The 16,547-nt window shown below is 70.4% G+C and carries 19 protein-coding genes and 1 tRNA gene; 10 read left to right on the forward strand and 10 right to left on the reverse strand.

Annotated features, from left to right (window positions below; all coding sequences use genetic code 11):
* The first annotated feature begins 81 nt into the window (after positions 1-81).
* On the forward strand, positions 82-1,005 hold the full coding sequence (locus tag ACZ46W_RS20000) for a ScbA/BarX family gamma-butyrolactone biosynthesis protein (protein WP_468339241.1): 924 nt from the start codon (positions 82-84) through the stop codon (positions 1,003-1,005).
* A 60-nt stretch (positions 1,006-1,065) separates the two neighbouring features.
* A tRNA-Arg gene (locus tag ACZ46W_RS20005) sits at positions 1,066-1,138 on the forward strand.
* Positions 1,139-1,229: 91 nt separating this feature from the next.
* Here ACZ46W_RS20005 and ACZ46W_RS20010 read toward each other — a convergent pair.
* Both ACZ46W_RS20010 and ACZ46W_RS20015 read right to left on the reverse strand, forming a co-directional pair.
* Entirely contained in the window at positions 1,230-2,378 is a 1,149-nt protein-coding gene (locus ACZ46W_RS20010) for a tyrosine-type recombinase/integrase (protein ID WP_468339243.1), read from the reverse strand.
* Between the two features lie 46 nt (positions 2,379-2,424).
* Complete coding sequence (locus ACZ46W_RS20015) at positions 2,425-2,979, reverse strand: helix-turn-helix domain-containing protein (RefSeq protein WP_468339245.1); 555 nt, start codon at positions 2,977-2,979, stop codon at positions 2,425-2,427.
* A gap of 144 nt (positions 2,980-3,123) precedes the next feature.
* On the opposite strand from ACZ46W_RS20015, the gene ACZ46W_RS20020 reads away from it, so the two are divergent.
* From ACZ46W_RS20020 to ACZ46W_RS20040, 5 genes are all read left to right on the forward strand, one after another.
* Entirely contained in the window at positions 3,124-3,327 is a 204-nt protein-coding gene (locus ACZ46W_RS20020; RefSeq protein WP_468339247.1) for a helix-turn-helix domain-containing protein, read from the forward strand.
* A 77-nt stretch (positions 3,328-3,404) separates the two neighbouring features.
* Complete coding sequence (locus tag ACZ46W_RS20025) at positions 3,405-4,286, forward strand: bifunctional DNA primase/polymerase (RefSeq protein ID WP_468339844.1); 882 nt, start codon at positions 3,405-3,407, stop codon at positions 4,284-4,286.
* The gene (locus ACZ46W_RS20030) at positions 4,283-6,130 is read left to right on the forward strand and encodes an ATP-binding protein (protein WP_468339249.1); all 1,848 of its coding nucleotides are present in this window, start codon (positions 4,283-4,285) and stop codon (positions 6,128-6,130) included. Before ACZ46W_RS20025 ends, ACZ46W_RS20030 begins: the two co-directional genes overlap by 4 nt.
* Before the next feature lie 17 nt (positions 6,131-6,147).
* Complete coding sequence (locus ACZ46W_RS20035) at positions 6,148-7,077, forward strand: hypothetical protein (protein ID WP_468339251.1); 930 nt, start codon at positions 6,148-6,150, stop codon at positions 7,075-7,077.
* 11 nt (positions 7,078-7,088) lie between these two features.
* Complete coding sequence (locus ACZ46W_RS20040) at positions 7,089-7,328, forward strand: hypothetical protein (protein WP_468339253.1); 240 nt, start codon at positions 7,089-7,091, stop codon at positions 7,326-7,328.
* Between the two features lie 372 nt (positions 7,329-7,700).
* Here the strand turns inward: ACZ46W_RS20040 and ACZ46W_RS20045 are convergent, their stop codons facing one another.
* Positions 7,701-8,243, reverse strand: coding sequence for a hypothetical protein (locus tag ACZ46W_RS20045; RefSeq protein ID WP_468339255.1), 543 nt, complete (start codon positions 8,241-8,243; stop codon positions 7,701-7,703).
* Positions 8,244-8,497: 254 nt separating this feature from the next.
* Between ACZ46W_RS20045 and ACZ46W_RS20050 the strand changes: the two genes are divergently transcribed.
* From ACZ46W_RS20050 to ACZ46W_RS20060, 3 genes are read left to right on the forward strand one after another with little or no spacing between them, the layout of a single operon-like run.
* Positions 8,498-8,701 (forward strand): hypothetical protein, encoded by a 204-nt coding sequence (locus ACZ46W_RS20050; RefSeq protein WP_359047792.1) that lies wholly within the window; start codon positions 8,498-8,500, stop codon positions 8,699-8,701.
* Position 8,702: 1 nt separating this feature from the next.
* The gene (locus ACZ46W_RS20055) at positions 8,703-9,239 is read left to right on the forward strand and encodes a DUF6879 family protein (protein WP_468339257.1); all 537 of its coding nucleotides are present in this window, start codon (positions 8,703-8,705) and stop codon (positions 9,237-9,239) included.
* The gene (locus ACZ46W_RS20060; RefSeq protein WP_468339259.1) at positions 9,236-10,078 is read left to right on the forward strand and encodes a helix-turn-helix domain-containing protein; all 843 of its coding nucleotides are present in this window, start codon (positions 9,236-9,238) and stop codon (positions 10,076-10,078) included. The genes ACZ46W_RS20055 and ACZ46W_RS20060 overlap by 4 nt, the downstream gene beginning before the upstream one ends.
* Before the next feature lie 1,071 nt (positions 10,079-11,149).
* On the opposite strand, the gene ACZ46W_RS20065 is transcribed toward ACZ46W_RS20060, so the two are convergent.
* From ACZ46W_RS20065 to ACZ46W_RS20095, 7 genes are all read right to left on the reverse strand, one after another.
* On the reverse strand, positions 11,150-11,659 hold the full coding sequence (locus ACZ46W_RS20065) for a hypothetical protein (protein ID WP_468339261.1): 510 nt from the start codon (positions 11,657-11,659) through the stop codon (positions 11,150-11,152).
* Between the two features lie 10 nt (positions 11,660-11,669).
* Entirely contained in the window at positions 11,670-11,828 is a 159-nt protein-coding gene (locus ACZ46W_RS20070; protein WP_468339263.1) for a hypothetical protein, read from the reverse strand.
* A gap of 14 nt (positions 11,829-11,842) precedes the next feature.
* Positions 11,843-12,634, reverse strand: a complete 792-nt coding sequence (locus tag ACZ46W_RS20075) for a hypothetical protein (protein WP_468339265.1) — start codon at positions 12,632-12,634, stop codon at positions 11,843-11,845.
* Positions 12,631-12,999, reverse strand: a complete 369-nt coding sequence (locus ACZ46W_RS20080) for a DUF6907 domain-containing protein (protein ID WP_468339267.1) — start codon at positions 12,997-12,999, stop codon at positions 12,631-12,633. Before ACZ46W_RS20080 ends, ACZ46W_RS20075 begins: the two co-directional genes overlap by 4 nt.
* Complete coding sequence (locus tag ACZ46W_RS20085; RefSeq protein ID WP_468339269.1) at positions 12,996-13,400, reverse strand: DUF6907 domain-containing protein; 405 nt, start codon at positions 13,398-13,400, stop codon at positions 12,996-12,998. The genes ACZ46W_RS20080 and ACZ46W_RS20085 overlap by 4 nt, the downstream gene beginning before the upstream one ends.
* 310 nt (positions 13,401-13,710) lie before the next feature.
* Positions 13,711-14,394: an adhesin gene (locus ACZ46W_RS20090; protein ID WP_468339271.1), complete on the reverse strand. Its 684-nt coding sequence runs from the start codon at positions 14,392-14,394 to the stop codon at positions 13,711-13,713.
* 41 nt (positions 14,395-14,435) lie between these two features.
* On the reverse strand, positions 14,436-16,073 hold the full coding sequence (locus ACZ46W_RS20095; protein ID WP_468339846.1) for an MFS transporter: 1,638 nt from the start codon (positions 16,071-16,073) through the stop codon (positions 14,436-14,438).
* Positions 16,074-16,547: the final 474 nt, after the last annotated feature.

Raw genomic sequence — 16,547 nt, forward strand, 5'->3', positions numbered from 1 at the left:
GGCCCTCATTTTCCCTCGACACAAAAAAGAACGCCCTCTATATTACGGGCTTACCGGCCGCAGCACCCAGGGGGAACCACGATGTCCAGGCCAGCCAGCCCCAAGGCAGCCCTGTCCTTAGTCCCGCGGAAACACGTCCACAAGGACGACCCCGACCAGGTCCTCCTGTCGAGCTGCGAACGGATCTCGGACCGAGCCTTCGAGATCACGGCCGACTGGTCCCGCGCCCACGCCCTCTTCCCCGTCCGCGACCGGCACGACGACCCGATGCTGCTCGTCGAGACCGTCCGCCAGACGTTCCCGCTGCTGTGCCACGACGCCTTCGAGGTCCCGCTCGGCCACCACCTGCTGTGGGAGGACTTCCGCTACTCCGCCCGCACGCCGGCCCTGCTCGCCGACCCGGACCACCCCACGGCGGTGGACCTCAAGGTCGTCTGCAAGGACGTCGTACGCCGCGGCCGGCGCGCGGCCGCCCTCTCCCTCGGCATCATCGTCCGGCGCGGCGGCATCCACCTGGGCACCGCGCACACCCGCTTCACCATCCAGGCCCCGGCGGTCTACCAACGCCTCCGCCAGGGCCGCGGCGACGCCCGCGCCATGATGGCCGCCGCCCTCCCGCTCGCACCACCGGCCTCCCCGCCGGACGTGGGCCTGGACACCTTCCACAACGTGGTCCTCTCCCCCACCGACATACCCCGCCGCTGGCAGCTCCGCGTGGACGTCCACCACCCGCTCTTCTTCGACCACCCCGTCGACCACGCCCCGGGCATGCTCCTCATGGAAGCCGCCCGCCAGACGGCCCAGGCCGTCTCCCAGCCCGACCGGGTGCTCCCCGCCGCCATGGAAGTCACCTTCCACCGCTACGTCGAACTCGACACCCCCTGCCTCATAGAAGCCCACCCGGCCCCCCACGACCCCCACGGCCGCCCCCGCGTCCTCGTGATAATGCGCCAGGACGACGACGAACGCTTCAACGCCCTCGTCACCCTCGACCGCCCGGCCTGACCCCACCCCGCCCCACCCTCACCCGCTACACTGACGCCGGTGCCCACCACGGCACCGTCCGCCTCCGTAGCTCAGGGGATAGAGCACCGCTCTCCTAAAGCGGGTGTCGCAGGTTCGAATCCTGCCGGGGGCACAACTGCAAAGTGCTGGTCACAGGCCAGTTGATCACTGCCCGTCGGGGGGAGCCCTGGCGGGCAGTACGCATTCTGTACACATGAGTTCGTTCATTCCGTCGTCGTGAGCGGCGCTGTCAGCTTCGCGAGAGCGTTCACGCGGCCCGCGTCGAGCACGTCCGCCACCTCGTCGAGGCGGTCCGGCCACAGATGCCCGTAGACGTCGAGAGTCATCGCGGCCGACTTGTGCCCGAGCATCGTCTGCACGACTTTCACGTCCGCCCCAGCGGCAATGGCGAGTGAAGCCGCGGTGTGCCGCAGCTTGTGCGGCGTGATGCTGAGTCCGCCGAGGCCCGCCGCGGCCACAGCCTTGTCGAAGTCACGGCGCCGGAAGTTCGGGTAGCGCATCGGGCCGCCCTCGGGTGCGGTGAACAGCAGCGCGTCGCGGGAACGTCCGTCGACCAGTGGACGGAGTTCCTCGGCGAACGTACGCGGCAGCGGGACCGACCGCTTCTCGTGGTTCTTCACCGGGCCCAGTTGCAGATGACCGTCGACGTCGGAGTACGCCTGCACGATTCGGATGCGCCGGTCGGGGAGCATGGTGCGGCCCACCTTGATCGCGATTGCCTCGCCCCACCGGATTCCCGTGTAGCCGAGGGTGCGGACGAACGTGGCGTAGCGACCGGCGGCCAGGGCGAGTGTCTCAAGCTGGTCGTGCGTGAGGTAGACGTGATCGTCCTCGTCCTCGGCGCGCGGCAGGTCGTGGTCGTGTGCCGGGCTGGTCGAGATCCGGTGGGTACGTACGGCGTGCTTCATGACGCCGCTGAGCACGTAGTAGGTCTTCGCGATGCGTGCGGGGCTGAGGGGCTTACCGCGCTTGCCCGGCTGGGTGCACAGCTCGTTGACCCAGTCGGAGACGTCCACCCACTGGACAGCCCCGACCTGCCAGTCTCCCCACTTGGGCAGCACGTACAGGTCGAGGAGTTCCCGGTAGTCGTCTTTCGTACGCCGGCCCTGCTTGCGCAGCGACCCGTGCCACTCCTCGGCGACCACGCGCACCGCGACCTTCGCGGACTGGGGGTCGCGGTACGAGCCCTTGTCGAGCCGCACCATCAGCGACTGCTTTTCCGCCTCAGCGCGCGGCAGCGTCGCGTAGGTCTTGGCCTTCGGCTTGTTGTCCGGGCCGTACCACCGCACGCGCCACCGGCCGGGCGGGGTGCGCTTGCTGCCGGCCTTTTTCGCGGCTTTCCAGCGATCCACAGCCTGTTGGTAGTCGGCATGGTTGGCGCGGTCCTCAATCCAAACCCTAGCCATCGCTACCCCCTGGATCCCGTTCTCGCCGCTCGCGCTCGTACTGCTCGGCGGTCAGGCGGGCATGGTCCTCGCGCTGCTCGTCGCGGTCGTCTGCCAGCCAGTGCGGAAGCCCGTGCAGCCGGTAGTGCGAGACGGCGGCGTACAGGGCCCGGCCGGCGGCGGCGGTTCCGCGTTCCTTCGGGAGTTCGATGGGCCCCTCGCCGGTGCCCCATGTCCACGCCGCGTAGGCGCCGACCGGGCGGGTGCCAGTCAGCTCCACCTGGTCGTTCGGCTCGGCGTCCACCGGCAGCAGGAGGGCAAGCGGGCCCACACCGAACGCGGCGGCGAGGGCGACCAGGTCGTCGACGTCCACACGTCGGATCGAGCGGCCTTCCGGCTGGGCGCCGTTCTCGATCTTGTTGAGCGCGTCGGCACTGAGCGGGCGCCCGCGCTCCTTCAACTCTGCGGACAGCGCCCGGAGGGTGAGCCCCCGAGCCTCCCGCAGACGCTTCACATTGGCGGCCACAGTCCGCCCCGTCGGTCCCAACTCGATACGTCCTGTCGTCATGATCCGGACGGTATCAGTCGAGCTTTTCTCGACAGAACCCCGGATCTTGCGGACCGGGATCATCCCGGTTACGCTCCACATCATCACGGACTATCCCGCGATGATGCAAGTCATCATCGAGAAAATCTCGACAGGAGTTTTCAGATGGGTGCCGAACGACTGACCCCGGAACAGGCCGGGGAACTCATGGGGGTCAGCGCGCAGACCCTCGCCAACTGGCGGTGGCAGGGCATCGGCCCCGCCTACATCAAGCTCACGCCGGGGCGCGGCGGCCGTATCCGCTACAGCCGGACCGTGGTCGAGGCGTGGCTGCGCTCCCGCAGCGTCGACACCGGGGCTGCCGCATGACCACCAACGACGAAGCCCCCGGCCTGCTGGAACAGGACGCGGGGGCAAATGACTACCTGGGCGGCGAGTCATTCGACATGGTGCCACACGGTCAGCGATGGGGAAACGCACTCCGCGACGCCACGGAAGCCGTCCGGCGCGGCCTGCACGCCTTCCCGATCAGCCGGACGAAGATGCCGGCGATCCGCTCCCCCCACCGGGACGACCCGCGCGGCACACCGAAGTGCCGCGGCGAATGCGGCCGACCTGGTCACGGTGTGCACGACGCCACCAACGACATGCAGCGCCTGGCGGACCTGTTCGCCGAGGCCCCGCACGCCACCGGATACGGCATCGCGTGCGGCCGCGGCGAGCACCCGCTGCTCGGCGTCGACCTGGACCGGAAGAACGGGGTCGACGGCGTCGCCTCGCTCCAGGCCCTCGCCGAGGAACACCGCTTCACCGTGCCTGTCACCGTCGTGGTAGCGACACCGAGCGGGGGGCTGCACCTGTGGTTCACCGGCCCGGCCGCCGCCTCGGTGCAGAACAGCGCGGGGAAGCTCGGGCCGGGCATCGACGTCCGCGGCTACGGCGGTTACCTGGTCGGGCCGGGCTCGTGGACCCCGAAGGGGGTGTACCGCATCGCGGCCATGCACCCCGTCGCCGCCGCCCCGGCCGGCCTCGTCAGCCTCATGGTCCACAAGGCCACACCCGTACCGGCCCCCAGACCCGTACAGCGCCCCGGCCGCCGACGCTCCGCCGTCCTCACCGGCCTGATCTCGTTCGTCCTGGCCGCGCCCGAGGGGGAGCTGAACAACCGCCTGTACTGGGCGGCCTGCCGCGCGTTCGAGACCGACGTCGACCCGGCCGCCGTCACCAGCGCGCTTATCGACGCGGCCGTCGCAGCCGGCCACCCCGAAGCCTCCGCCGCGCGCACGGTCGCGAGCGCCCGACACGCACCAGCAAGGACCCGTACATGAGCGACCGCGACGACGAGATCAGCAAGAAGGCCCGGGAAATTCTTCAGGCCAACGGCATCGGTGAGGAAGCGAAAGGCCGCGGCCCTACCCAGGCGTCACAGCTCGTCGCCCTCGCCCGCGAGCGGTACGAGCTGTTCATGTCCGAGGACGGCCGCCCGTACGGGGTCAAGCAGGACGGCCCGAACATCGCTCTGCCGCTGCGGGGAAAGGCCGGCCTCCGCTCGCAGCTCGCCCGGATCTACACCGACGCCAACGACGGCTCCGTACCCTCGCAGTCCGCGCTCGCCGACGCCATGACCGTGCTGGAAGGCGTGGCCGCGAGCGCCGACCCGCGCGTGCCGCACCTTCGGGTCGCCCGGCACGGGACCGGGATCGTGATCGACCTCGCCACGTCCGACGGCCGGTGCGTCGTCGTCGACACGGACGGCTGGCGGCGTGAAGCCCGCTCACCGGTCCTGTTCCGTCGATCCGGCGCGATGAAGCCCCTGCCCGAACCGGTCGCCGACGGCGACGGCTTGGCCAAGCTGCGCGACCTGCTCAACATGAGTGACGACGGATTCCGGCTGCTCGTGGCGTGGCTGGTCGCCGCGTTCATCCCCGACCTGCCGCACCCCATCCTGACGTTCCGCGGTGAGCAGGGCACGGGCAAGTCCAAGGGTGCGGCCATGGTGATCGGCATCGTCGACCCGTCCGGCGCACCTAAGCGCACAGCACCCCGCGACGTGAAGTCATGGGCCACGCAAGCGTTCAACTCGTGGGCCCTGTGCCTCGACAACGTCTCCATCGTCCCGGACTGGCTGTCCGATGCTCTGTGCCGCGCGGTGACCGGAGACGGCATCGTCGACCGGGCCCTGTACACCGATGACGACGTCGTCGTGCTGGAGTTCCGGCGGGTCCTGGCGATGACGACCATCGACGCCGGCGCGCTCGCTGGTGACCTCGCCGAGCGGCTGCTGACGATCGAGCTCGAACTGATCCCCGACCACAAGCGGCGCGAGGAAGCCGAGTTGGATGCGGTCTACGCCGAGGCGCACGCCTCGGTGCTGGCGAGCCTGTTCACCCTGTTGTCGCAGGTGCTCAAGGTGCTGCCCGACGTGGTGCTGACCTCGCGGCCGCGCATGGCCGACTTCGCGCGCATTCTCGCCGCCGTCGACCAGGTGCAGGGCTGGAACACCCTCGACTCGTACAAGGCCAGTGCGCAGGACGCGGTCGCCGACGTCCTCGACGGCGAGCCATTCGCGCAGGCGGTCGTCGCCCTGGTCGACGCTGCGGGGCCGGGCGGCGTGACGCTCACCGCGCAGCAGCTCCTCGACACCGTTCCGGCGCCGGACCGGCTGCCGAAGAAGTGGCCAAAGGACTCCACCCGCGCGGCCGGCCAGTTGAAGCGGCTCGCGCCCGCGCTCCGGACGATCGGCATCGACGTCGACGACTCCCAGCGGCAGCCGAAGGGTAACCGCTCGCGCCTGTACCGGCTCACGTCTTCGGAGAGTAGGCGCAAAACAGCACCCGCAGCGCCCACAGCACCCGCTACCGGCTCTGACCTGCACAAAAAAGCGGGCGCTACGGCTGACGCCAGCTCCCGCAGCACCACCCGCAGCACCCGCGCCGGGCGCTCGGCGGGCGCCGCGGGGGCTATCGCGGGTGCTGAGAAATCCACAGCACCCGCGCCCGACTCCCTACCTGACCTGCCCGAACACACCCTTGCGGGCGCTACGGGCGCTACGGGTGCTCGTTCGCAGCCACTCTCTGAAACCCGTACCGGTCTCTGCGCCGTATGCGGCCTGCCGATGGTGCTCATCGAACCCAACCAGACCACACACCCCGGCTGCGACCCCGCAGCCTGACCCCGAAAGGCACCGCCATGACCGACACCACCACCGCCGAGCGCGACCCGCTCGACATCGCCCGCGACGCCATCCCAGGTTTCCGCGCCGTACAGGCTGCCGATGCCCTCGTGCAGCAGCGGCTCGCCGAGCTGCGCGACCCGACCGCCCCGACCGCCGACCTCGGCGCCGAGACGTTCAAGGCGGTCACCACAGGCAAGCCCGTCCCCAGCGACCTCGGCCGCCGGGCATGGGAGGCACAGCAGGCCAACGAGTTCCGCACGGCCGAGCTGAACATCCTCATGGGCGTCGAGAAGCGACTGAACAACCACGGCGAGAACACTCTCAGGGCCGGCGCCGACGAAGGTCTGCGCGCGCTGCGGCCCGTACTCAACGAGCTGATCAGCCGGGCACGGCCCATGTCGGCCGCGCTGCGCGGTGTGCACGACGCGCAGGGCGCCATCGACCGCGGCCCGGAAGCCGTCGCAGCCTGGTCCGGATTCGCCGGCGTCGTCTCCCGCTACGCCGCCATCCGGAACGCTCAGCGCACGCTCAGCCGGTTCGCGATCGGTGAGAGCGTCGGTACCAAGTACGGCAGTGTCGGGTTCCGCGCGGTGTTCGACGTGTGGTCCGAGATCGAAAACGTGGCCGAGGTCTGGCCCGAGTGGACTCCCGCACGGCGCGATGGGGAGACCGTGAAGCCCCCGTGGCCGGTGGCCCACCCGCACAAGCCGTTCGAGGTGCAGCACGACCGCGCGTGGGTGCTCTGGCTGCTGTCGCACCCGAAGGTGCATCTGTGGGTGCCGACTGTCGACGAGCTGACCAAGGCGTACCTCACGCAGCGCGAGGACGCCGCCGCGCGAGAAACCACGGTGAGCGCGAGGACTGGGGAACCGCGGCACCGCCCGGTGCGCACCCCGGATGGCGACGGCAGCGTGCACGTCGAGTTCGAGAAGATCGAGGACTGAGGAGATAGGCCATGGCCACCCGTAAGAACCGCTCAACCGGCAGCGTCACCGACGGCAAGGCGCTGTACCGCGAGCTGATCGGCCCGCTGTCCGGCGACACGGCCGCCGACGAGTTCGCCGCGATGAAGGACACCCGCATGAACCGCTTCACGCTCGCGCACATCGCGCAGCAAGGCGGCGAGCGCGGCCGCGCAGCGCGGGCACAGCTCACCGAATGGGAAGCCAGCGACGAACGGCCGCCGGCGGCCTGACAGACCAGGCGTCAAAGTCCCCCGGCCACCGCTCCAAGTCCACCCCGGCCGGCCGGGAACCATGGGCCCGAGCATCAAGCCTGGTCCACTGACTGCCCAGCGCCTACTAAGCGCCCCGTCGATCACCCCGGCGGGGCGCTTCGATGTCCAGACGTGTAACGGCTATCGCTCGCTGACCAGCAGGAACGTAAGACAGCCGACACGCCGAAGGGTCACGCGCCCGTGTGCCTGATCAGGGGGTCGCGACAGTCCAGCAGGGACGCGTTCACCCCCGTGCGGGCGCTTCAAGGGGCCAGGGGGCCGTTTTCCCCAGACCCGTACAGACCGACGCCCACAGCACATCCCGAGCCCCAGACGGGGCGGTGAGGGGAGTCACCCCCCAGGGGACTCCGAGGAAGGCCAAGCCAAGGCGATGCTCAAGATTGTGGCGAATGGTTCGAGGCCGAGGAGCAGCAACACGATCGCCGCAACGACGGCGGCCTTTCGTGCAGCGTGATCCGGCAGGTCGCCGGGAGTCCAGCGCTGTTCCTGTAGCGCATCCACCTTGACCATGAGGTCGTACGCGACCTGGTCGTGCAACGCAAAGAGGTCGTCGACCGCTCCACGCGCCGCCGCATACGCATCGCCCGTAAATCTGGCGTGCCGCTTTAGCTGTTTGAGAACGTGGGGCTTGTCTCGCAAGCGGTACCAGTTTTCGCGGACGAACTCTCCAATGAACTCGTGAGCGCGCACATCCGTGGCTTGCCGCCACTCCATACACAGGATGTCGCCGATCTTGGCGGCGTCCGCCATGTCGGCGTGCGTCATGCTCGCTGCGTTGAGTCGCTGCGTCCACAGTTGGTCGAGCGTCAGCACCTTGAAGACCTGCACTGTCCACTGCTGCGCAGTCAGGTCATCCTCTGCAGTGTTCCGCATGAGAGCTCCGTGTGTCCGATGCCCTCAGCCAAGCAGCTATCAGGGAGAAACGCTTCGATGCGTAGCCCGTTCGGGTGTGAGCAGGCTGGGGCGTCTGTTACTGCCTGCCCGCCATCGGCGGGTCATTTCGTCCCACCTGTTTGCACAACCGAGCACGGCCGCGTGGGCATGCTCGCAATCTCACGCAACCTGTACCCACGGCTGGCTTCCTGCCCGCATGCTGGTGTCCCGACCAGCCAGAACGGAGTGAACACATGACGCTCAGGTTCATCGGTACGACGTCCGAGCACGGCAACTGCCCGACCCTGTACGAGGTCGTCGAGACCGGCGACATCGTCGTTCAGGGCGACCAGCTCACCGACCCGGAGCACCTGGCCCAGCTTCGCGACGTGGGCGAGCACGAGACGTTCGTCGTCATCCCGCGTGATCTGCTGACCCGCTTCGCCCCGAAGGAGTGACGTGCCTCCGCTGATTCCGTTCGAGGAGATCACCCACCTGTTTGCGGAGTTCGAGCACACCGCGTGGAGGCTGGAGACCCGCCGCGGCTACGCGTCCGATCGGCAGGGAGCGCGCTTCCAGGCGTTCATGCGCGGCATTGAGCCGGAGCCGGAGCCGGACCACCCCTGGAACGTCAACGTGCGGGAGCGGACATCCCAGGGCGCCCGGTTCTCCCGCGTCCGCATCATCGACGAGCCGCCCACAGACGGGCAACGGTTTCTCATGGCGACCGCGGCCGGGAACGTCGCGGCCGGCGAGGAGATCCGCGTACTCACCCGGTCGGGGGCCGAACGGCTACACCTGCCGGACTACGACCTGTGGCTGTTCGACTCCCGGGTCCTGGTCCGCATGCACATCGACGACACGGACACCACGCTCGGCGTCGAGGTCGTCGAGGACCCGGCCGAAGTGCTGGCCGCCTGCCGGGCCCGCGACGCCGCATGGCCGGTCGCTGTCCCTTCTGCGGACGTCTGGGCACAGGTACGTTCGTCCGTGTGAGCACGGACTTTCAGAGCGCCAGGATGGCCCTCGGTGCGCGCCTCCGGGAACTGCGCACCGAGGCCGGCCTGAACGGGAAGGACTTCGCCGCCCGGCTCGGCTGGCAGCGCTCGAAGGTCTCCCGCCTGGAGAACGGCAAGCAGACCGCCACCGCTGATGACCTTGAGGCGTGGGCACGCGCCGCCGACGCCCCTGGACAGGGTGAGGACCTGAAGAGCCGACTGCGCGGCCTGGAGTCGCAGCAGCGCTCTTGGCGTCGGCAGCTCGCCGCCGGGCACCGGCCCGTCCAGGACCGGTACGTCGTCGAGTACCAGCGAACAGCCACCATGCGCGGCTACGAAGCCACCGTGATCCCGGGCCTGTTCCAGACACCGGACTACGCCCGCCACCTCCTCGCCCAGAACGCTGAGCTGATGCAGTCCCCCCGCGACACCGAGGCCGCCGTACGCGCGCGCATGCGCCGCCAAGAGGTGCTCTACGAGGCGGGCAAGCTCTTCCGCGTCCTGGTGTGGGAGGGCGCCCTGCACGCACTGGTGGCCCCGCGAGAGGTCATGGCGGGGCAACTGGACCGCCTCGTCGGCCTCATCGGCATGAGCACGGTCACGCTCGGCATCGTGCCGCTCGGCGCACCCATGACGCTCACGCCGAAGCACGGGTTCTGGATCTTCGACGAGCAGCGCGTCATCGTAGAGACGATCAACACCGAGTTGCAGTTCGACTCCGCGGACGACCTGGCGCTGTACGGGCGGGTGTGGGACCGGCTCAACGAGGCGGCGGCGTACGGCCCCCAGGCTCACCGGCTCATCGCCCGAGCCAGGGCCCAGGTACAGCCGGCCTGAGCAACCCGCGCCAACCCCGCCCCTGCCCGCGCAATCGGGCGCAATCGGGCGGCGGTTGCCCATGGGCGTTCCTACGGTGCTGGTCATGGCCGCAAAGACGAAGTCTCCCGTCAACGATGCACGGCCAGTGGACGACTGGTGCCACTGGCACAAGGGGCCGTCCGGGTCCGCTGTCGTGGTCCAGGTCGCCGAGCGTTCCTCTGGCCCGCCTGTGCGGCTGTACGCGTGCGCGCCCTGCCGCGAGCAGCGCGGCCTTACGCCACTCGCCGGGAAGGCGGTCTCATGAACGTGCTCGGTCGACGTCTCAGGCTCCACCTGTGCTGGGAGCCCAACCCCAGCGCCCCCAACCGGAATTGCACCCGCGAGCCCCTGCATGAGGGTGACCACTTCCACGAGTACTCCAACACGTCGTGGACCCGCGACGGCAGCTCCAAGCCCCGCGCCCGCCAACGTCCTTGAGGCGCGCGCGGTGAAGCGCGGCGCCCGACGGCGAGCAAGACAGGGCGCCCGCTGCAACCGCTCCTGTCCGTGGCCCTGGAACCAGCCCGGCGCATGCCGACTCGGGTGGGCCACAGCGCCTCCGTGGCGATCCAGGTGGGAGCGGGCACAAGACGACCCCCGGACGCTTCCCAGCGTCTCGGGGGTCGTTGCGTATGGGCAGGCGTTCAGTGTCCGCAAGCGGGTCTCGTCCACCAACCGCACACGGCGCAGTAGTCGTAGCCGAAGGCGGCGGCCAGAAGTCGGGTGATCACTCCCCAGTCACCTCCTTACGGACTGGGTGGATGATGCACGTAACCCCTTCCGGGCCCCACTCCACTCGCTCTACTTCGTCGCTCTCATCTGCGTAAACGTCACCGGAAGGGGTGCCGGAGAGCGGTGGGGGAGTGGCGGACGAATCGGACACCGTGCGGCGCCTCACGGCCCACCACACAGCCGCCCCGCCCGAGATCCAGACGGCCAGGACGCCCGCGTCCGGGGTGACCGCGAACGGTATGCCGAGCCCGCCAGCGACGGCTGCCACGGCCACGCAGCCGCCGGCGCCCCGGCTCGGCGTCGCTACCCGCTGCTCGCTCATGCGATCGCCCCGTAGAGGGTGGCGCCCGCCCAGTTCGCCGCCTGAGCGAGCGGCACGGCGGCGAATCCGGCGATGCCGGCGGAGGTGCCGAGGCCGAGCCCGCACCACATGCCGCGCTTCAGGTCGCTGCGCCACGCGGATCGCTTCATGGCAGCGAAGATGCCGACGGTGAGCAGCAGGACGACGGCGTTTCCGGTCGTGGTGAGCGGCAGGTAGGTCGTGCTCTGGGCCACGGTGCCGACGGGTACGCCGACGCCCCACACCAGGGCCACGTCGCCGAGCCAATTGGTGACCCACAGGGCGGCGTCGAAAGCCCAGCCGATCAGGCCGCCGACGGTGAGGATGCCGAGTACGCCGTAGCACCAGGCGATGAGGAACGGCGCGAGCGTTCCGAGGTGGCCGAGCGGATTCGAGCGGAGGGCTTTCAGGCCGGGCCACCAGCCGACGAGGTAGGCGATGAGGATGGCCAGGCCGATGGTGACCCCGCCCATGGTGACGATGATCATGTGAACGTCCTCAGTGGAGGATGGCCGCGCCGAGAGCGGCGAGAGTCAGAATCAGCGCGCACGTCCCGAGCACGGGCAGCGCGTACAGGTCGCGTTCCCGGGCCGGGCCCGTGAGGCGAAGCCCCACGAACCCGGCGACCATGGCGACGACGAAGAACACGAAGAGCACGACGGGCCGGCCCGTCAGCCGTCGGCGACGGCTGCGCGGCGCACGCGGCGGCCGTAGCCGTCGCTCTTGCCGAGCCGTTCGCCGATGGCGGTTCCGGTCAGTTCCGGCTCGGCGGCCAGCCACTTCCGCGCGGTGGCGACGTGGGCGGCGAAGGTGGTGTTGCCGCTGTCCTCGGAGCCCACGTCGTCCGCGCCGGAACCGGCGGGCGGAACCTCCGGAGCGTGGACCGGTTCCGCCGGTTCCGGCACCGGTTCCGCCCCGGCCCCGGCCCACTCCAACCACCGGGAATCCTGCTGGTCAGTGCCGGTTCCGGCCGGTTCCGGCGCCAGTTCCGCCAGCGGCGTCCACGGACCGAGGACGGGCACGTACGCGGCGGCGTCGACCGGCTCAGGCTCGGCTCGCCGTGCGGCCGGAGCGGGTGCGGTTTCCGCTGGTTCCGGCGCAACGTAGATCGGTTCCGGCTGTGGTTCCGCGGCGACGGATGCCGGCTGCTCGCCGAGGCGGTGAACCCGCCACAGGACCAGCGGAGCGATCGCCGAGACTGCGACGACGAGCGGCGGCGCCACAGGCAGCAAGCCCACAGCCACGAGGTGGGAAGCCGAGTTCACTGCAATCAGCGCGGCAACCACCACGAGGACGTCGCGCCTCGCCCTGAGTGCCTTGATGGCGTAGATGTCGAGCGCGGCCGGAACTCCGGCAGCAACCCATTCGCCGAACCCACATGCGCGAGCCAGGTTGTACTCAGCGGAGGCGAGCACGACCAGCACGGCACCGAGGGCGCCCCACAGGAGCGGGTCCCGCTTCACTCGCCCTCCTCGGTGGAGAGGAGCACGGACAGCTCACGGGCGAGGCGCCGCAACTGTGCGGCGTGCTCGACGAGCGCAGCCGCGAGCTTGTCCAGGTCGGCCGGATCGAGGGTGCGGGCGTACCCGGTCTGCTCGACATACAGCCCGGTGTGCCGGCGGCCGCCCGACGCGAACGGGTCCTGGGTCAGCACGGCGACCAAGAGGGTTTCCCCGTCGAACTCGAAGCGGTGTTCCCGCCCGGTGTGGGCCAGGTCGACGCGGTACTCGACCGGCCAGCCCGCGTGCCCGAGGCACCAGGACGGTTCCGGCATGGTGACGTCGCCGTGATCGAGGGTGGGCACCGTGATGGTGCGCGGGGCGGTCACTCGTTCACCACCTGGGCGTCCAGGCTGGCGAGGCGGTTACGCAGGGCGCGCAGCCGGGGGATGAAGCGTTCCAGGTCGGCGATGAGCTGGTCGGCGCCGGCGACATCCAAGTCGCCGTCGGCCAGGGGCTCAGCCCAGATCGCGAGCCTGGTGTGCGGGGCGGGGGCTTCCCACTCGTAGAGCGCGGCCTTGATAAGTGCCCCGGTGGCTCCGGTGGCGGTGACGCCGGGCGCGTTGTCGAAGGGGTTGGGTGCTGCCGGGTCTGCCGGCTTGGAGGTGGTCCGCTCGCTGTCGCCCGCGGTCGGCTGCGCCGGGATGGCCGGCAGGTAGGGCAGGACCAGGCTGCCGGACGGCTTGAAGAGCCCTGGGAGGGTGGAAGTGGACGGTACGGTGTTCTGCATGGTTCGGACCTCTTGTCTACGAAGGGGTCCGGCCGTAGGCGCCGCCGTTCATGTCTCCGCATGCGGCGGCGCCGCCCGGTTCTCGTACGTATGCCGTACACATGAGGCCGGGAAGGGCCGGGATAACTTGGGATACGGCGAGACGCCGTTTCCGCTGGTCAACCGGCCTGTTGCGTTATCAGCACTGGTCAGACAAGGGCCCCGTACGGACTCCTAAAGCGGGTGTCGCAGGTTCGAATCCTGCCGGGGGCACCAGCGCGAAAGGCCCCGGACCGGTCATGGTCCGGGGCCTTTGTGTCGGCCGGAGCCGTCAGTCGCGGCACGTCAGTCGTAGTTGGGCCGCGGCGTGGTGGGCGCCGGTGAGGGTGGGGGTGCCCCAGTCGAGGCCGCGGTTGGTGAGGTGGACCGTGAAGGTGGGGGACTTGACCGGGTAGGTGCCGACCTGGACCAGGGTGCCGCGGTGGATGGGCTGGCGGACGCCGAAGGCGGCGTAGGTGGACGTGGGGTCGTCCGGGTCGGCGAGCACGCGGTAGACGGTCGGGTTTCCGGCGACATCGATGTCGCGGGGGCCCTTGGGGACGAAGACCGCCAGGGCGCACCGCTCGTAGTCCGTGCCGACCGGCCAGGTCCACGTCGCGGTGGCCGGGCCGTCGCGGTCCGGGGTGCCCGACATGGGGAGGGCGGTGAACCGGCCGTCGCAGCCGCCGCCCCGGAAGCCGCCGGAGGGCACCGTGTACCAGGCGGCGTCGCCGTTCTCGAAGCGGCCCTGCTCGCGGTACGTGGTGTCCGTCGTGCAGCCCGGGCCCGCCCAGGCCGTGTACGTGGGCGGGCGGGTCGGGGCGATGAGGGACGGCAGGCTCCGCTCCGGGGCCCGCCCCTCCGGGCCCGGGCCCGGGGCCGGGGCGTCGTCGCCGCCCAGGAGGGACACCGCAGCGATCAGGCAGCCTCCGGCCACGACGAAGCCCGCTGCCAGCACAGTTCGTACGCTCGCCATGCCCGACCACTATGCAGCGCGACTCGCGGTAACCGTGAGGGTCAGCGGAGTTCCTCCGGACACGGCGTGCCGCGCGGGAAGATCTTGTACGGCGCGGCCAGCCGGTACACCCCCGGCTTCGGCGCGAGCAGTTCCGTCCACTCGTCGCCCTCCCGGTCCTCCTCCGCCTTCAGCAGGCAACCGTGAAGGTTGAGGAAGGTCTTGGGGCCCTCCTCGCGCTCCTGCGAGGCCTTCGTCTCCTGCGGCGGCTCCACCTTCTTGCCGTCCGCGTCGAGGAGCGCCAGCCACGGCGAGTACGGGACGCGGATCAGCACCCGGCCCGCCGTGCCCACCCGGATCGTCACCTCGCCGGCGCCCGCCCGCTCCACCATCGCCGGCGGGTCGGCCAGCGGGGTCGGGTCCTCGACCGCGAACAGCCGCCAGTTGGCGTCGGACCACACCGGACGGAGGTACGGCTGGCCGCCCTTGACCAGCTCCGCCTCCTGCTCCGCACCCGTGTCCGGCTCGCCCTTGGGGAGCACCACGTAGTGGACGGCCCAGCGGTGAAGCCAGTCGCGGTAGGTGGCGGAGTTGAGGGTGTCGTCGTAGAAGACGGGGTTGCGCTCCATGTCCGCCTGCCGGTTCCAGCCGCGGGCGAGGTTGATGTACGGGGCCAGCGCCGACGCCTCCCGGTGGCTGCGCGCCGGGACCACCTCCACCCGCGCCTTCTCCGCGCCGAGCTGCTGCAACTGGTTGATCAGCGGCGCCGCCTCACGCGCCCAGGACGCGTCCGGGGCGGTACGGACGATGTCGTCGGCGCTCTTGAAACCGATCCACACGTTCAGGACCGCGAAGGCGAGGACGAGGGCGTACCACTTGCGAGTGCGACGGGCGGTGTACGGCAGGGCCGCCAGCAGCACGACACCCGCGAACAGCATCGGCAGCCGCGACACGTTCGACCCGATCTGCGAGTCGATCAGCCAGGTCAGCAGCGTGCCGAGCGCGTACACGGCCGCGCCGGTGCGGACCGTGCGCCAGTCCTCCGGTACGAGGACGAAGACCAGGACGCCGAAGGCGAACGGCAGCATCGTCGACCCGAACGACATCGGCTGCGTACCGGAGAACGGGAACAGCCACGACGACAGGGCCACGACGGCGACCGGCGCGAGACCGAGCGCGTACGCCCCGGGGCGCCGCTTGTTGAGGAACAGCGCCGCCGCCGCGACCCCCAGGAACAGCCCGGCCACCGGGCTCGCCGCCGTCGCCAGCCCCGCGAGCGGCGCCGCGACCGCGGCCTTCGCCCACCGTTTCGTCCTCCACCGGTAAGGCCAGCAGAACACGGCGGCCACCGCGCCCAGCGCGAACATCATGCCGAGCCCGAACGTGACACGGCCGGACAGCGCATTGCACAGGAACGCGAACACCCCGGCGAGCGAGCACGCCAGCGGATTGCGCACGGCCCGCACCCGGACCAGGATCAGCGCGGTGAGCGCGGCGGACGCCGTACCCGCGATCATCATCGTCGTACGCACGCCGAGCAGCGACATCAGGTACGGCGACACGACGCTGTACGACACCGGGTGCATCCCGCCGTACCAGGCCAGGTTGTAAGCGGAGTCCGGGTGCCGTCCCACGAACTCGGCCCACGCGTCCTGCGCGGCGAGGTCGCCCCCGCTGTTCGCGAAGAACAGGAACCACACGATGTGCGTGAGCGCGGCGAGTCCGGTCGCGACGGTGACGGGGTGGCGGAGGAACGGCGTACGGGGTGCGAGCGCGGTGAAAGCCTCGGGCGCGCCGCGGTCGGAGGGGTAGGCGGGGTCGATGGGGTCGGTGGGGTGGGTGCGGCCGACGGGGTCGCCGGGTTCGACGGGGTCGACGGGGCCTACGGGGTCAACGGCGTCAATGGGGTCGCCGGGTTCGACGCAGCCGGCGGCAGCGCCCTGCGCCTCGGCCAGTGGCCTTATTCGCGCCCGGGAAGCCGGGGCGTCTTCCGCGCGGGCCCGCTCGGCGCCGGCCGACGGAACGCGGGCAGGCTGGGCGCGGGCCGGTTCGGCGCCGGCCGGCTCGGCGCTGGTCGGCTCGGCGCTGGTCGGCTCAGTGGTCGTCACTGCGGCTCTCTGCTCTCTGCGTCGTCCCCCATGCCCTTGCCACGTGCTGTCTGCGTAGACGTCGTC

The sequence above is a fragment of the Streptomyces sp. NPDC031064 genome (genome assembly GCF_055570965.1).

What these genes read in the sequence shown, in the direction of transcription:
- ACZ46W_RS20000 (WP_468339241.1), top strand. Translation starts at nt 82, where the DNA reads ATGTCCAGGCCAGCCAGCCCCAAGGCAGCCCTGTCCTTAGTCCCGCGG.
- ACZ46W_RS20015 (WP_468339245.1), bottom strand. Translation starts at nt 2,979, where the DNA reads ATGACGACAGGACGTATCGAGTTGGGACCGACGGGGCGGACTGTGGCC.
- ACZ46W_RS20020 (WP_468339247.1), top strand. Translation starts at nt 3,124, where the DNA reads ATGGGTGCCGAACGACTGACCCCGGAACAGGCCGGGGAACTCATGGGG.
- ACZ46W_RS20025 (WP_468339844.1), top strand. Translation starts at nt 3,405, where the DNA reads ATGGTGCCACACGGTCAGCGATGGGGAAACGCACTCCGCGACGCCACG.
- ACZ46W_RS20030 (WP_468339249.1), top strand. Translation starts at nt 4,283, where the DNA reads ATGAGCGACCGCGACGACGAGATCAGCAAGAAGGCCCGGGAAATTCTT.
- ACZ46W_RS20035 (WP_468339251.1), top strand. Translation starts at nt 6,148, where the DNA reads ATGACCGACACCACCACCGCCGAGCGCGACCCGCTCGACATCGCCCGC.
- ACZ46W_RS20040 (WP_468339253.1), top strand. Translation starts at nt 7,089, where the DNA reads ATGGCCACCCGTAAGAACCGCTCAACCGGCAGCGTCACCGACGGCAAG.
- ACZ46W_RS20045 (WP_468339255.1), bottom strand. Translation starts at nt 8,243, where the DNA reads ATGCGGAACACTGCAGAGGATGACCTGACTGCGCAGCAGTGGACAGTG.
- ACZ46W_RS20050 (WP_359047792.1), top strand. Translation starts at nt 8,498, where the DNA reads ATGACGCTCAGGTTCATCGGTACGACGTCCGAGCACGGCAACTGCCCG.
- ACZ46W_RS20065 (WP_468339261.1), bottom strand. Translation starts at nt 11,659, where the DNA reads ATGATCATCGTCACCATGGGCGGGGTCACCATCGGCCTGGCCATCCTC.
- ACZ46W_RS20085 (WP_468339269.1), bottom strand. Translation starts at nt 13,400, where the DNA reads ATGCAGAACACCGTACCGTCCACTTCCACCCTCCCAGGGCTCTTCAAG.
- ACZ46W_RS20090 (WP_468339271.1), bottom strand. Translation starts at nt 14,394, where the DNA reads ATGGCGAGCGTACGAACTGTGCTGGCAGCGGGCTTCGTCGTGGCCGGA.